Raw genomic sequence first — 15,533 nt, 5'->3', positions numbered from 1 at the left:
CGAGATGGCTAGCACCCGCCAACCCGCGGTCGCCGGACGGTTCTACGCCGGCGACGAGCCGTCGCTCCGCAAGCAGGTCAAAGCAGCATTCGCCCACGAGATCGGTCCCGGATCGGTACCGACGCCGGCGGCGGGCTCGCCCGACATCGCCGGAGTCGTCGCGCCACACGCCGGCCTGCCGTTCTCCGGTCCCGTCGCCGCCCACAGTTACGCGGCACTCGCCGAGTCCGGAACGCCCGAGACGGTCGTCATCGTCGGGCCGAACCACACGGGCGTCGGCGCGGCCGTTGCCGTTCCCGGCGACGACGAGTGGCGAACGCCGCTTGGCTCAGTTCCGATCGACAAAGGACTCCGCGATCGAATTGTCGCCGAGACCGACGCAAGTCTTGATGACCGTGCTCACGCGAGCGAGCACGCCGCTGAAGTCCAACTCCCCTTCCTGCAACACCTCTACGACGATTTGGCGGTGCTCCCGATCTCCCTCCGACGACAGGACGCCGACGTGGCCCAAGCACTCGGTGACGTCCTCGAAACACATGCCGGCGAGGGGGCGGTCGTTATCGCTTCGAGTGACTTCACCCACTACGAGCCACACGAGGTGGCGATCGACCGCGACGAACTGGCGCTGGATCGGATCGACGCGACCGATCCGGCGGGGCTGATCGAGACCGTCGAACGCGAGGGACTGTCGGTCTGTGGCTACGGGGCGATCGCCGCGATGCTGTGGGCGAGTGGTGCGGACAGTCAGGTCGACGTCCTCGCACACGCCACCAGCGGCGACACCGCCGGTTCGCGAGACGAAGTAGTCGGATACGCGTCGGTCGCCGTCCGTGACGGGGCCAGCGAGGCAGCCTGATCAGGCCGTCTTCGCGACGGCGCGGATCGGCTCGCCGAGCGCATAGACGGTGTTGTGGCCGGTGATCTCGATGTCGACGAAGTCCCCCAACTCCAGCCCCATCGATTCTGCCTCAGGGATGGCGACCTGACGGTGGGCTTCGTCGTAGCCAACCAGTGAGTCCTCGGTGCCGTCCTGGGTCAGCAACACCGTGTGCTCCTCGCCGACCATCGCATCGTGGGCCGCGCCGACGACGTCCATCTTCAGATCGGTCATCGCCGAGGACCGCTCTTTCTTGATCGTCCCGCCGAGGCCGTCCAGCTCGGCGGCGTCCGTCCCTGGACGCTTCGAGAAACGCGTCACGTTGACCTTCTCGGGTTCGACTTCCTGAAGGAGCTCCAGCGACTGCTGGAAGTCCGCGTCGGTTTCGGTCGGGAAGCCGACGATGAAGTCTGTCGCGAGCGTCCAGTAGTCAAGGCGGTCGTCGAAGGCCGCGACGATCTCCTCGAACTCCGGCGTCCGGTGACGGCGGCGCATGTCAGTGAGGACATCGTCGCTGCCCGACTGGACCGGCGCGTGCAGGAAGTTGTAGAGTTCGTCGTGGGCTGCGAAGACATCGGCGAGTTCCTCGTGCATGCCGTAGACGCCTTTCGGGTTCGCCATGCCGACTCGGACGCGGAACTCGCCCGGGAGCTCACAGATGCGGGTGAGGAGCTCCGGGAGCTTTCGCTCGCCGTTTTCGAGGCCGTAGACGCCGGTGTCCTGGCCCGTGATCCGGATCTCGCGCGCGCCGGCCGCGAGGAGTTCACGGGCCTTCTGGACGTTCGTCGCCACCGGCGGGGAGTCGATCGTGCCGGTGGCCTGCTTGGTGATGCAATACGAACAATCCGAGAGACAGCCCCTGGCGATCGGCAAGATGCCAGTCACGTCGTCGAGCACGGCGTCGGTATCCGGTGTCGCCGTCGGACACTCGCCGTTGCGGACGTACTCGGGGACCTCGTCCCAGTGGAGAATCTCGGCGTCCACGTCGGCATCGTCGAACGCCTCGCCCTGGGCGAGCGCCATACAGCCGGTGACGACGAGATCCCCGGGCGTCCCCTCGTCGAGTTCCGCTGCCCGTCGGAGCATGTTCCGTTCGGTCTTCTCGACGACGGTACAGGTGTTGAGGATCGCGACGTCGGCCCGCGCGGGACTGTCGACGGGGTAGTGGCCGCCCTGGCGGAGCCGGCGCTCGATCGCCTGGCTCTCGCCGCGGTTTGACGTACACCCGTACGTCTCGATGTGATAGCGGGCCATCCGTAGGTGTCACTACGGTCCGGGAGGCAAAAGCACGGCGAAAGCGGTGGTCTCAGACACCCATCTCGTGGTACTTGTTCACGCGTTGTTTCTCGACAGGTATCGTGTCGTAACAATTATTGGGCCGATTACAGTACACCTAGGCGCAACGATGACGAAGAGAAACCTTGCCGTCCTGATAGTGGTCGCGGCGTGTGTCCTCGCCGGCACAGCCGTCGCGGCTGCGGACAATGGGGATCCAGGCGTACCGATAACGAACGAGACAGACACTGCGGATGGGGCATACGTCACTGACGATGGCAGCGTGATCGTCGTCTCTCAGAGTGAGGGTGCCGCGGGCACCGGTGAACTCGGGATGAACGTCACGGAGGGACTGGTGTATGGCAGTTACCACGAACCAGTCGAGACAAACGTGACGGGCGAGTTCGCGATGGCCGCCAACAAGTCACAAGTCAACGCGTCGGGCTCGCTCGCGATGCCACGGCCCGAGAACCTCCAGTCGCTTGATGCGACCATCGAAAGCACCACCAATGCCGAGAACTCCCGCAGCGACATGGACCTCGAAGCGACCGTTGCCCTCCCCGAGGACTCCAGTGCCCTCACGATGCTGTTCGACGAGTTCACGACCACTGGCACGGCCACAACGAGCGGTTCGGCCCTCGAGATGCAGGGGAGTGCCAATTGGTCGGCCGCGCTCGGCATGGACGCCCAGGAGCATTCGTTCGACCTGCGGGCGACCGAGAAGGGACACGTGCTGGAAGCCAGCCAGTCCTACAACGTCAGCTCGTTCGCGGCCGAGCAGTGGAACACTCGCGAGAAGGCCACCGAGTCCCTCGAGGGGCAGTTCTCGATGGTCGCACAGATGGTCAATGGGTCCAGCAATCTCACGATGGACGCGTATGACTTCGAGTCGACCGAGGACGGCGGACATCTCGATGTCGAATACACCGTCGAACTCCAGGGGATCCACCAATTCCTCCAGCAGGGGCTTGCGGAGTCCCTGTCCGAGAGCCCACAGTTCGGCGACTCGATGAACGACCTCGACGTCGAACTTGACGACGTCTCGATCGACCGAGTCTCGGTTTCAGTTGACGTCAATCAGGGATCCGGATCCGCAAGCTGGGACGTGGCTGTCGACGGCTACGACCAGCTCATGCTCGCGTACATGGATGTCATGGAGGCCACCGACGATAGTGGCATGATCGCCAACCAGTCGGATCGTCTCGAAGCGCAGTTCGCAGCCATGCAATCGGCGAACTACTCACAGACTGGATCGTGGGATATCGCCGTTTCGACGACGACTGACGGAGCCATCCAGGCGGATGCCTCGATGGAACAGCGGACCGACAACTGGCAGGCGTACGTCGCCGAACGGGATGCCCGTGACCTGCCGGCGGTCGGCACCCAGCGGTTCGCCTTCGACGCAGCCACGGAGGCCGATCAGGTGGTCATGAACGGGTCGTTCCTCGTCCAGCGCGAGGACATGTACGGACAGACCCTCCAGAGCCTCGAACGGAGTTTCGAACAGTCTTCCTCCGTCGCAGGGACGCCTGACATCAACCCGTTCGCGCGACTCAACGCGGCTGACTTCGTTGGCTCGCGCCTCGACGCCTCGGTTAACGAGACCGCCGTGGCTATGGATGGACACGCCGAATTCGGCAACCTCTCGGCGCTGACGAGCCTGATGGACGAACAAATGGACGCCGGCTCGATGGAACAGATCTACGTCGATGCGGAAGGCGACAGTGCAACGACGTACGTCCGACTGGAGAACGTCGTCGAGTCTGACAGTCCCGACAAAACCACGCTCCGGGAACACGAGATGATCTCCGACGAGACGAACATCTACCTGCCGGGAGAATGGGACACCGAGACACAGTCCGTCACGGTCCCGGACTCCTCGGCCGAGACGAGTATGGCGCTGCCGGTAGCAAACGACGACGCCCAGCAATCCGACGATGAGATGACCGACGACGAGACGAGTGAGTCGTCGTCCACCGATGAACCGACCGACCAATCGAGCGAGGACGATACTGAGACGACCGACGAACCCACCGAGACGACCACCTCGACTGGTCCCGGGTTCGGCGTCGTCGTCGCCGTGGTCGCCACGCTCGCCGTGGCGATGATCGGCTTGCGTCGTCACTGACGACGCCCTCGATTTTCTCGCGTCATTTATCCGAACCGTCAGCTGTGATGAGAAATGAGTAGCTTCGCCCCGCGTGTCAGCAATTTCGAGGCGGAGCCTCCGGCCTCAAGTCGTGAGGGACCGGAGGTCCCTCTTGACCGTTCGAACGGGCGCTTCGCGCCCGTGAGAAGAGAGCGAGGACTTCCGACGCCAGTCGGAAGGGCGACGCGAGTAGGGTGGCGTAGTTTACGACTCGGATTGTCTGTATTCGTCGACGATCGTCGCGCCGCGTGAGGCTCCGATCCGTTCAGCCCCGGCCTCGAACATCGCCTTTGCTTTCTCCCAGGAGCCGATCCCGCCGCTGGCCTTGACCGGAAGATACCGACTCAGCCGCTCGACATCGGCCACTGTCGCACCGCCGTTGAATCCGGTCGATGTCTTGAGAAAGTCAGCGCCAGCTTCAGCGGTCAGTTGCCCGACGCGGTCGAGTTCGGCGTCAGTCAACAGCGGTGCTTCGACGATGACTTTGACTGGCAGCGACGTGGCCGCGACGACTTCCGCAATGTCCGTCCTCACGAGCTCGTCTTCGCCGGCTTTGAGCTGCCCGATGTTACAGACCATGTCGAGTTCGTCGGCACCGTCGTCGCCGGCCTGGGCTGCCTCGGCCGCTTTGACCGACGACGCATGCTGTCCATGGGGGAACCCGACGACAGTCGCGAGTCTGACCTCGGGTGCGTATGTACCCGCCTGGGCGACGTAACACGGCGGGACGCAGGCAGCCATCCCGTACTCGATCGCGTCATCGAGCACGTCGATGACGGCAGCTGGTGTCGTTTCCGGGCCGAGCACGGTGTGTTCGATTCGTGCGGGAACGTCTTCCGGGAGCATACCTCTGGGAGGAACCCGGAGGACATAAAGGTCAACTGTCTCATTTCCGTCGTGGGTCCACCGGACTGGCGAACTCGATCCACGACAATGGAGCGTCGGTTTCCCAAGACCGGAACGTTTTCCATGGATGCCTAAGTAAACCAACATATGGCAATTCTTCCAAGCGGGCTGGTCGCTCCGGGGCTGCCGTATCTGGTGGTACTCGGGCTGGGGGCGCTGCTGACGACACTGCTTTTGTTTGGGTTCGAGCCGCCGGTGGGGAAACGACACGTCGTTGCGTTGCTTCCGTGGATGGCGATCGGGGGGATCACACACGGGTTCTATCAGGTGCCGGGACTGTACCCGGCGTGGGTCGCGCCGCTGTTTTCAGCTCCGACAGTGTACGTGACGACCTACGTCCTGGTGGCGACTGTCTGGCTGCTGTTGATCCTCCTCGGGACAGCCACCGGCAATCTCGGTCGCGTCGGGACGTATCTCGGGGCGGCTGGTCTCGGTGTCTTGATCGTCTTCCTCGGCGCGATGGTCTGGCAGGGGATCGCTCCGGCGGTCGAGTTCTCGCCGATGTGGCCGACCCTCGCGTTCGTAATCTCGCTTGCGGTGACGGCAGTCACGTACTTCCTGGTAAGTCTCCGTTGGACCGGGGCGGTCGCTCGGACGGGGATCGCCGGCGCGGCCGTCGTCTTCGCCCACACGTTCGACGGTGTGATCACGATGATCGGCTACGACATCCTGGGATCGACTGAGCGAACGCCGATCCCGGCGGCGATCATGGATTTCGCCGGCTCGCTGCCGACAGCCGCATACATCGGCTCCGGATGGCTGTTTCTCGTCGTGAAGGTACTCATCGCGACGTTCGTTGTCGTCACGTTTGCCGACTACGTTGAGGAGGAACCGACCTACGGCAGCCTCTTTTTCGTTGTCATCACGGCTGTCGGGCTCGGACCGGCGGTGAACAACTTCGTGCTGTTCACGCTGGGATAATCCGGTGGCGATCGTCGTGACGGGGGCGACGGCGCGGAGTGATGGCAGTTCTCAACTGTTTTAGTCCCCGCGATCACAGCCACACGCATGGCGAAACAACCGCACTTGCTCGTCGAGGAGGGCGACCTGCCCGACGTCGTGTTACTTCCCGGTGATCCGGGCCGCGTCGATCGCATCGCCGACCACTGTGAGAACGTCGAAACGGTGACGCACAACCGCGAATACCGGATCGTCACCGCGACCTACGAGGGCCGGGAACTGGCGATCTGTTCGACCGGGATCGGGAGTCCGTCGGCGGCAGTTGCCATCGAGGAACTCGCGGCCGTCGGCGTCGAGACGTTCCTGCGCGTGGGGACGACCGGCGCACTCCAGTCCGACATCGAGATCGGCGACGTGATCGTCGCAACCGGCGCGGCCAAGGACGAAGGGACCACGAAACGCTACGAGTCGGCGACGATTCCGGCCGTCCCGGACCACGAGGTGGTGTCGACGCTGGTTGAGGCGGCCAGACGACGCGACGAGCCGGTCCACGTCGGGCCGATCGTGACAGACGATGCCTTTTACGCGGAGGACGACTCGGCCGTCACCGACTGGGAAGCCGCTGGCTTGCTCGCCGTCGAGATGGAAGCGGCCTCGATTTTCTCGCTGGCGCGTCGGAAGGGACTTCGCTCGGGCGCGATCTGCACCGTCGACGGGAATCTGGTCGAGGGGACCCAGAAGGGCGAAACCGAGGACGACGAACTGCCGGCGAAAGCACACGATAACGTCGAACGAATGATCGAGATCGCGCTCACGGCCGTGACGGAACTGTAACCCAGTCGGTGCTGACGGAATCGGGGGAGTTTTCATGCACGGCTCGAATAGCCGAGTCACATGAGTGGACGGTCGGGGGCTGCCTACCGCAGATTGCGTCGGCGCATGCGCTATCGAGCCGGCGCGTTTCGCCGCTGGGTCGAGCACACCCGGAATCTCGTCCACCTTTCGGTCCTCGTTGCGATCCCGCTGTTGATGGGTGTCGTGACGTGGCTCTCGAACTTTCTCGGGATTCTCCCGTATCTGCTGTTCCCGCCGCTGGCCTCCGGGTCGTACTCGCTGTTCACGAACCCGGAAAGCCCCGCGTCCTCCCCACGCCGGTTCATCGGCGGGCTGACCGCCGGCGCACTCTGTGGGTGGATCGCACTCGCCGTGACGGCCCGGTACTGGTATCAGGTCCCACCGGGACAGTATCAGGTTCACGGTGGGGCGGTTGCGCTTGGCCTCTTTCTGACCGGGGCCGTCACGTGGGCGTTAAACCTGCGCGAGGCATCGGCGTATTCGACGGCGCTGCTCGTTCACGTCACCGGGACGGCACAGATCGAGTACGTCCTGAGCGTCTTCGTGTCGTCGACGATCGTCGCCGGTGTCTTCGTTGCCTGGCGTCGTGGCGTCTACGAAAACCGGGCGGAGTTGCTCTACGATTCGATCCGCGGCGACGATCGCGTGCTCGTTCCGTTGCTCTGTGAGGAGGCCGACGCGACGGCGATGCTCGCCGCTCGACTCGCTGGGGCCCACGACGCCGGCAAAGTCGTCCTGCTCGACATCGTCGACGACGAAGCGGTCGCCAGCGTCGAGCGCGAACTCATCGACACTGACGCGACCTACAGCGGCGATGCGGACTGGCTGGCGAACGCGGGCGATGCGTCGCTGACTCAAGCGGATCGGGATGATCTCGAAGCGGCCGATTTCGATGCAGCGACGCTCGACGATATTGCGGAGAAACATGCCGTCTCGGCCGCGGCGGACCGTCTCGAAACCGATGCTGCCCGTATCGAGACGAAGGTTGGCGTACCATGTGACGTGATCGTCGCCGCCGACGGTGACTCACCTGCAGATACGATCTCCCGCACTGCCAAGCAGGCAAACTGTGACTTGATCGCCGTCCCGTACCAGGAACGCCACGGCGGGCTGTCGCCGACGATCAAACAGCTGTTCGTTGGTGATATCGACGTGCTGGTCCATCGATCTCACGAGGGTCGCACCCGCTGGAAGCGAATCCTCGTCCCGGTCCGGACGAAAGGCGTTGCCCACAGCATGATCGACTTCGCGACGCGGCTCGCTGGACGGACCGGTCACGTCAGCGTGTGTCACTGTATTACCGCAGCCCAACAACGTCGCCAGGCCGAGGAATTGCTCGCCGACCTCGTCGAGACGTTTACCGGTCGGATCGAAACCCGGGTTGCGGCCGAGGATCTCCAGTCGTTTCTCACGGAGAACGCGCCGGGATACGATCTGGTCATCATCGGCTCAAGTCAGGACCGGAGTACGACCTCGCGGTTCGTCTCGCCGCCGACCTTCGAACGCCTCGAAGACGTAGCGACTGATGTCGCGATCGTCGATCGGAATTACGTCGACGACCGTTAGCGCTCCGTCACTGATCGGAATGCCGTGGTTGGGGCCGGTCCCGACCCCCTGTATCTCAGAGATCGTTTTCGTCCTTGACCGCGAGCAGTCGGTCGGCGATCGATTCCATACCGTCCCCGCCCATGGCCGACTGGACCAGAAGATGCCCGCCGATGACTGCCGGGCTGATGACCGAGTCGGCCCCCGCTCGCCGGAGTTTCTCGATGTTTGCGCGGTCAGTCGCGGCGGCGACGATCCGGGCTTCGGGATTGAGTTGTCTCGCGGTCAGGATCGCGAGAGCATCCTGGGCGTCGTCGTTGGTTGCCACCAGCACCGCGCGGGCGCGATCGATGCCGGCCCGCTGAAGGGGTTCGTCGTCGCTGGGATCGCCAACGATCGCATTGATGTCCCGATTGCCGAGTGCGGTTGCCGCGTCGTCGTCGGGCGTGACGACGATAAAGGCCGTCTCGGACTGAAGTTCTTCGAGGATCGGTTCCGTGAGGTCGCCGTACCCCAGCACGAGGACGTGATCCTCGAGCTGGTCGAGTTGTGTGCGTGTCATAGTGCCGAGTGCGCGTGCAAACCGGGCCTGGATCATCGGGCCGATCAGCGAGCCGAGGGCGAGCGCGAACGACGCCGTCCCGAGAACGACGACTGACAGCGCGAACAGTCGAGTGCCGTCGGAACTGGACGGGATCACGTCGCCATAGCCGACAGTCGACGCGGTCACGACCGTGTAGTACAGCGCGTCCGTGAGTGTCTCGACCTGTGCGAACTCCTCGCGCAACGCATAGGTGCCGACAGTGCCGTAGGTCATCGTTCCGACGAGCGCGGCCAGTGCCGCAAGCTGTGAGAGCGAGAGGTCGATCTTCCGGTCGAACCGCCGGTAACTCAACAGGACAGTCGGGACCGACAGTACCGAGAGGACGACCAGCGGCATCGAGACGACTGAGGACTGCACGAGTCCCTGGAAAGCTGTCACCGGCAACAGGACAACCGTCGAGAACCACGCGATCCGAAGTCGTCGCCGAAGGCCAAAGACCGACGCCAACATGAGAAAGCCGGTCAGTGATCCGGTAAATCCGGCAGTCTGCTGAAGCGTCGACGGGATTATCTCCGCGAGAGGACCCGAGACCGACGCTGAGCCGACGTGTACGAGCCCCGTCGCGACCGACAGGACGGCTACGACTGACGTCAGATAGATCGCCGGCCTTGAGCCCAACCAATCCCGAATCTCGTCCATAGTCGCACACACCGCAGGCCGGGAGTAAAGTCTGCCGGGACGGCGGGAGCATGCCAGGTGGTGAGGGTGATCGCCGGTACTGATTTGAGCGAGGGCCGTCCATCAGCGCACATGCCATCGCTACCAGTTGCCCTGCTCTTTGGCGTCTACCTGGGCGTGCTTACCGGCATCATCCCGGCGCTGGTCGCCTGGGTACTCGGGTTCCTGTTCAAATATCTCACCGGTGTCACGCTGCCGGGGTTCGGTGTGGTCGTCCTCGGGGTCGCGTTGGCTGGCGTCAACGGCGGGTTGCTCGCACTTGCGGACCCCTCGATCACGGGGTCGGCCAATGCGCCGACGATCCTCCTCGCCCTGCTGGTAATCATGATGATGGTGCTGTACGCCCACAGCAAGGGCGACCAACTCGGCGCGGCAATGCCGCGGAAGCTCTCGCTTCGGAACCTCGGTGAACGGACGCTCGCTCTCGATCTGATCGAATCCGTCGGCAGCAACGAGGTCCGCGTGCGGGTGACCGGTGAGGTGGCCGACGTGGAAGGCTACCCCCCGCTGCCGGACGATCTCCGGGCGGAGATACGGGCCGGCGAGTGGACGTTCCCGGCCGACCTCGACCTGCCCGAATTGGAGACCAGGCTGGCGGAGCGACTCACCAACGAATTTGCCCTGGGTGACGTCTCGGTCACGATCGACAAGCGCGGCCGGGCGACCGTCGCGGCCGCACCGCCGTTCTCGGGGCTTTCCAAGCGCGTCGAGTCAGGCAAACGCGCCGTCTCCGTCGACGCGCTGGTTCCGACCGGTCTCGCCCGCGGGGACGTGGTGACGGTCGCGACGGCCGACGCACAGGTCCGCGGGACGGTCCTGAGTGCCCGCTCTTCCCACGACGACAGTGGCCCGCCCCGCCCGGCGGACTCGCCGGAGCAACCGGTGGAATCGGCTTCCGGACCGGAGCAACAGCCCGCCAAATCGGTCCGTGCACCGACGACGACCGGCGGTGACGGCCAGGTAACCGTCGCTGTCGGTCGGACCGACGCCGAAGCGCTGCTCCGGTCGGACCGGGCGACGATCATCGTCGAAGCGCGGGGCACTCGCCGGGAGTACGCGCTAATCTCGTTGCTTCGGCGAGCAGGCAAGCGGTTTCGCCGCCTGACCGTCCGGGCGGGCGGCGAACTCGCGGGGGGGACGCTCGGGTCGGCCGGCCTCCGGGACCGGTTTGGCGTCGTCGTGCTGGCCGTCCGGGACGGGAGTGGGTGGGAGTTCGACCCGCCGGGGACTCGCTCGATTGAACCAGGGACGGAGCTGTACGTCGTCGGAACGCGTGACGGACTCGACAGTCTCGGGGCGGTGGTAGCGTGATACCCGCCCGTCCGTTGCAGATCAGCGCCAGGGCGAGCACCGTGTTGGAAGCGGCCGCCGAAATCGGCGGGCTCGCTGTCGTCGCCGCGTCGGTAGCCGGCGGCGTCGCGATCGCGTACCGCTGGTACGCCCGTGAGCGCGTCTCGAACCCGCCGGCCGTTCTCATCGCTCTTGGCGCGGTCGCCCTACTGCTCAATGCTATGACAGCACTCGGACAGGTCGTGGGCCCAACGGGTGGGGCCGCCGTCCTGACCGTCCGCGCTGCGATGTTCAACGTGAGCGCCCTCGCGGTCGGCACGGCCGCGGCGCTGCTCGGAATCACCGTGGGCGATCACCTGGCGAAAACTGTGCTCGGCGGGACCGATCAGGTCGCACTCGACGATTCGGTGAGTCGTGTCGTCCGGGCTGTCGGTCGGGTCATCACTGTCAACCTTCCGGACGAAATCGAGGACGTGCCGGGGTACGATCCCGTCGACGCCGACACCAGGGCGACCCTCGAAGGGAAGACGTTCGTCTTCCCGCGCGGTCTCACGGTCGACGCATTGCGCGACCGACTCACCCGTCGTCTGCGCGAGGATTATCGCGTCGGCCACGTCGATATCGAGATCGACGACGGCGGCACTGTCACGCACCTTGGACTGGGGAGTCGTGCCGCGGGGATCGGGCCGACGCTACCCCCGGAGAGCGCGGCGATGGCGATCCGCGCCGATCCCGCCTATGCGGCCAGCGCCGGCGATCTCGTCCAGGTGTGGGAGCGCGATCCACAGCGCCGACTCCTGAACGCCGAGGTCCGGGGGACGGCCGGCGAGGTCGTCACGCTTGCGATCGACGCCGCCGACGCCTCGAAGCTGTCGGCCGAGGCGCGGTACAAACTCGCCACCCTCCCCGTCGAGGAACGGGCCGATCGCGAACTCACGGAACTGCTCCGGGCAGCCGACGAGACTCTCGGTGTCGTCGAGATCGCTGAGGGAAGTTCGCTGGCCGGGGTGCCGGTCGGGGCGCTCGATGCCACCGTCGTCGCGATCCACGCCGGTGGCCCGGACGATCGCATCGAGGCACTGCCCGCCAGCGACCGCGTGCTTTCGGGCGGTGACTCGGTGTACGTCATCGCCCGGCCGGAGTCCATCCGTCGGATGGAGGCGGCCGGCACTGCCGAAGGCGTCGGCGAGGGAGAGTCCGCATCAAGCACCATCTCCGAGGTCCGTGCGTCCCAATCTGTCGAGTCCGCCCAGCCAGTCGACGATGCTAGTTCCGAATCCGAGGGATCGTCCACCGGATCGGCCGAGACGACGACTGAAACCCACGACGATCCGCGCGACGAGCCGAACGGATCGAGCGACACGGAAGGTGAACCTGCCGAGAAAGACGAGGCCGAGTCCGTCGAGTCGGCGGACGCTGATGGCGACGGACGGACCGAACAGTCGCCCGCTGGATCGAGTGAGTCGGGTGAAGAGGCTGCAGACGACGGGGAACCGGCGTCCACGGAATCGGACGAAACTGGTGAGGGGACAGGTGAGACGAGCGAAGAGACGGCGGAGACGAGTGAGGCAGTAGATGCGGCTCCCGAGGAGACCGCTGAGACCACGGGGGAGACGACAACGGAAACCAACGGGGACGAACGCGCCTGAGTTCCTCAGCACGGACGCGTCAGCGTTCGCGTGGCCCAGCACCCGTTACGACGGAGATGGCTACCGTCTTCCGGAAGTATCACCAAAAAATATCACGGGGCGAATACTGCCTCCGAATATGAACCCAAGCCGTCGGACCGCCCTCAAACTCGTTGGAACAGCCAGTCTCACGGCGGTTGCTGGCTGCAGCGGCATTGGTGCCCCCGGCCAGTCCTTTGGCAACCGACGGACGCTTTGGCCCGATGACGGCAACGCGGACGACCTGTTCGGCAACGAAGTCGCCGTTTCCCGGGACGGATCGACGATTCTGGTCAGTGCGTATCAAGCCGACACCTCCAGTGGAACGGAAACGGGCGCAGTCTACGTCTTCGAACGCGAGAATGGGTCCTGGACCCAAGCTGAAACACTCGTTCCCGACGCCTCGCGAGACATCCACTCGTTCGGGGCCGGCGTGGCGCTGTCGGCCGGCGGCACGACGGCCGTCGTCGGGTGTGGGTTCGACGAGCGACGCGAGATGCAGATATCCGGGGCAGTGTACGTCTTCGAACGGGTCGACGGCGAGTGGAGCCAGGGGGCGAGACTGACCGAGGACGTGGCGGATGACGCCACCGACAGGTCAGTAGCGTTTGCCAATGCGCTCGGCGAATCCGTCGCGGTCTCGGCCGACGGGGGGACGGTGCTGGCCGGCGCACCCTACCACGCCTTCAGTACGACCAGCGGCGGCCCGCCGGTCTCCGTTGGATCGGCCGTCGACGACGTGGTCGCGTCCGTGAACGACTCGATCGGCCCGACACCGGGAGCGGCGTTCGTCTTCGAGCGATCCGGCGGCGAGTGGCACCAGGCCGCGACGTTCGCCCCCGAGGAACGGTGGGGGCCAGACCACGTTGGATCGGCGGTCGCACTCACAGGTGATGGGTCGAAAGCCTTCGTCGCCTCCCAGGGGGGCGGTTCGGTCACCGTCTTCGAGCGCGTTGAGGAGTCCTGGGCCGAAGCATCGACGCTCCCGATCGACGACGATACCTTCCTGTACCGCGACGGTGTGATCGGCATCTCCAGTGACGGCACCATGGCGGTCGTCGGGGACTACGGCGGCCCGGCGTCCGTCTTCGAATGGGTAGACGGCGAGTGGACCCGGTCGGCGACACTCTCACCCGGCCAGACGGACAACCCCGGGAAGAACGCACACGTCGCGCTCTCCGCCGACGGCGAGAGGGCCCTCATCGTCAGGCCGAGTACCGAACGGAAGAATGTTGTCGAGGCCGTCACTCGGTCGGGAGGATCGTGGCCTCGGGGAGCGGTACTCGACGCCGGGGGCGGCCGGTCGGACGGTCGATTCGGGCGGTCACTGGCACTCGCCGGTGACGGAACCACGGCCGTCGTCGGCGCTGATCGGGCAGCCACGGAGAACGGCATCCCCACCGGTGCGGCGTTTGTTTTCGAGTAAACAGGTTACGACAGAACGCGCTTCGAGTCGTCTTCCCTATTCCCAGGGTGTCGATCGGTCGGTGATCTCGCCGGCCAGCGGTTCGCACATCGCACTCGCGGGGTCGTCGCGGTTGGCCAGCACCCACATCAGCTTGACCATCGCCGTCCCGGGAAGCATGTCCTCGCCCTCGATCACGCCGGCGTCGAGCAGATCGCGCCCGGTGTCGTAGACCCGATCGCAGACCCGGCCGTCGATGCACTGGCTGGTCATCACGACCGTCGTGCCGTCCTCGACCAGCGCGTCGATCCGGTCGATCCAGTCCGTGTTGACGTGGCCCAGGCCGGTCCCTTCGATCACCACGCCCGCTGATCCATCGACGGGGTCGAGCATCGCTGGACCCGCACCGGGCGTGAACTTCACGAGGTCGACGTCGGTTTCGAGGTCAGCCCGCAGTGCCAGTTCGGTGTCGCCGCGCTCCTCGTACGCCCGGTTGAACGCAATCTCGCGGCCGTCGGCCGCTCGACTGTCCGAGGTCGCGTCGTCCTCGCTCGTCTCGTAGTCGACTTCCCCCAGGGGCTCCCGGCCGATCGTCTCGAAGGCGTCGCGTCGGGAGGTGTGGTTCTTTCGGACGCGGGTGCCTCGATGGAGGGCGCAAGTGTCGTCGCTCTCGGAGGCGTGCATGGCGATCATGACCTCCGCGGCGTCACTTTTGGCGGCCTCGACCGCGCAGACGGCGTTCATCACGTTGTCCGAGGAGGGGCGATCGGCCGATCGCTGGCTGCCGGTGAAGACAATCGGCACTGGCGTTTCCAGCATGAACGCCATCGCACTCGCGGTGAATTGCATCGTATCGGTGCCGTGCATGACGACGACGCCGTCGGCCCCGGCTTCGATCTCCTCGTGGATGGCTTCGGCGAGATCGATCCAGACCTCGGGCGTCATATTCTCCGAGAGAATGTTCGCGACGACGCGCCCACGGTAGTTGGCCAGGCCGGCGAGTTCGGGGACGGCCCGGAGGACGTCCTCGGCGTCGAACTGCGCCGTGACCGCGCCGGTCCGGTAGTCGACGGTGGAGGCGATGGTGCCGCCGGTCGAAATCAACGAGATTGTCGGGAGGTCCTCGTCGAACTCGATTTTCGATTCCTCGCTTGCTTCCCCCGGCTCGATGTCGTAGACGTCCGATTCGAGGACATCTGCTTCGGCCGCTGCCCGGTCGATCCCGACGTTGTAGCCATTCGGGAGTTTGACGACGAGCGTCTCCGCGTCCGAGGAGGGGAGTAACACACCCTCGAACGTCCGGCCGCCGTCCTCGACCGCCACGCGATCTCCTGGGTTCATGCTCCGGGCTACCGGACCGGTGGACTTCAAACCATCTTTCT

12 protein-coding genes are annotated in these 15,533 nt (G+C 65.2%); 8 read left to right on the top strand and 4 right to left on the bottom strand.

Features of this window, described 5'->3' with window-relative positions; genetic code table 11:
* Positions 1-4 precede the first annotated feature (4 nt).
* The gene (gene amrB, locus SVXhr_RS08010) at positions 5-856 is read left to right on the top strand and encodes an AmmeMemoRadiSam system protein B (protein ID WP_275736693.1); all 852 of its coding nucleotides are present in this window, start codon (positions 5-7) and stop codon (positions 854-856) included.
* On the opposite strand, the gene SVXhr_RS08005 is transcribed toward amrB, so the two are convergent.
* On the bottom strand, positions 857-2,131 hold the full coding sequence (locus SVXhr_RS08005) for a tRNA (N(6)-L-threonylcarbamoyladenosine(37)-C(2))-methylthiotransferase (RefSeq protein ID WP_275736692.1): 1,275 nt from the start codon (positions 2,129-2,131) through the stop codon (positions 857-859).
* 151 nt (positions 2,132-2,282) lie between these two features.
* Between SVXhr_RS08005 and SVXhr_RS08000 the strand changes: the two genes are divergently transcribed.
* The gene (locus tag SVXhr_RS08000) at positions 2,283-4,280 is read left to right on the top strand and encodes a PGF-CTERM sorting domain-containing protein (protein WP_275736691.1); all 1,998 of its coding nucleotides are present in this window, start codon (positions 2,283-2,285) and stop codon (positions 4,278-4,280) included.
* A 225-nt stretch (positions 4,281-4,505) separates the two neighbouring features.
* Here the strand turns inward: SVXhr_RS08000 and deoC are convergent, their stop codons facing one another.
* Complete coding sequence (gene deoC, locus SVXhr_RS07995) at positions 4,506-5,147, bottom strand: deoxyribose-phosphate aldolase (RefSeq protein WP_275736690.1); 642 nt, start codon at positions 5,145-5,147, stop codon at positions 4,506-4,508.
* 147 nt (positions 5,148-5,294) lie between these two features.
* Between deoC and SVXhr_RS07990 the strand changes: the two genes are divergently transcribed.
* The 3 genes from SVXhr_RS07990 (at position 5,295) to SVXhr_RS07980 (ending at position 8,528) form a co-directional block, all read left to right on the top strand.
* Positions 5,295-6,128, top strand: coding sequence for a DUF63 family protein (locus SVXhr_RS07990; RefSeq protein ID WP_275736689.1), 834 nt, complete (start codon positions 5,295-5,297; stop codon positions 6,126-6,128).
* An 87-nt stretch (positions 6,129-6,215) separates the two neighbouring features.
* Positions 6,216-6,941 (top strand): nucleoside phosphorylase, encoded by a 726-nt coding sequence (locus tag SVXhr_RS07985; protein WP_275736688.1) that lies wholly within the window; start codon positions 6,216-6,218, stop codon positions 6,939-6,941.
* Positions 6,942-7,001: 60 nt separating this feature from the next.
* Positions 7,002-8,528, top strand: a complete 1,527-nt coding sequence (locus tag SVXhr_RS07980; RefSeq protein ID WP_275736687.1) for an HPP family protein — start codon at positions 7,002-7,004, stop codon at positions 8,526-8,528.
* 55 nt (positions 8,529-8,583) lie between these two features.
* On the opposite strand, the gene SVXhr_RS07975 is transcribed toward SVXhr_RS07980, so the two are convergent.
* Positions 8,584-9,750: an NAD-binding protein gene (locus tag SVXhr_RS07975; protein ID WP_275736686.1), complete on the bottom strand. Its 1,167-nt coding sequence runs from the start codon at positions 9,748-9,750 to the stop codon at positions 8,584-8,586.
* 111 nt (positions 9,751-9,861) lie between these two features.
* Here SVXhr_RS07975 and SVXhr_RS07970 point away from each other — a divergent pair, with 111 nt between their 5' ends.
* From SVXhr_RS07970 to SVXhr_RS07960, 3 genes are all read left to right on the top strand, one after another.
* Positions 9,862-11,100 carry a TrkA C-terminal domain-containing protein gene (locus SVXhr_RS07970; RefSeq protein ID WP_275736685.1) on the top strand — a complete coding sequence of 413 codons (1,239 nt, stop codon included), beginning with the start codon at positions 9,862-9,864 and terminating at the stop codon, positions 11,098-11,100.
* On the top strand, positions 11,097-12,728 hold the full coding sequence (locus tag SVXhr_RS07965; protein WP_275736684.1) for a hypothetical protein: 1,632 nt from the start codon (positions 11,097-11,099) through the stop codon (positions 12,726-12,728). The genes SVXhr_RS07970 and SVXhr_RS07965 overlap by 4 nt, the downstream gene beginning before the upstream one ends.
* A gap of 118 nt (positions 12,729-12,846) precedes the next feature.
* Positions 12,847-14,172 (top strand): FG-GAP repeat protein, encoded by a 1,326-nt coding sequence (locus tag SVXhr_RS07960; protein ID WP_275736683.1) that lies wholly within the window; start codon positions 12,847-12,849, stop codon positions 14,170-14,172.
* 36 nt (positions 14,173-14,208) lie between these two features.
* Here the strand turns inward: SVXhr_RS07960 and gatD are convergent, their stop codons facing one another.
* Positions 14,209-15,492 carry a Glu-tRNA(Gln) amidotransferase subunit GatD gene (gatD, locus tag SVXhr_RS07955; RefSeq protein WP_275736682.1) on the bottom strand — a complete coding sequence of 428 codons (1,284 nt, stop codon included), beginning with the start codon at positions 15,490-15,492 and terminating at the stop codon, positions 14,209-14,211.
* Positions 15,493-15,533: the final 41 nt, after the last annotated feature.

This window comes from Halorhabdus sp. SVX81, from assembly GCF_029207715.1.
In the GTDB taxonomy this organism is placed as follows: Archaea; Halobacteriota; Halobacteria; order Halobacteriales; family Haloarculaceae; genus Halorhabdus.
The sequence above is the reverse complement of the archived record's forward strand: the minus strand, read 5'-3'. Positions and strand labels throughout refer to the sequence as shown.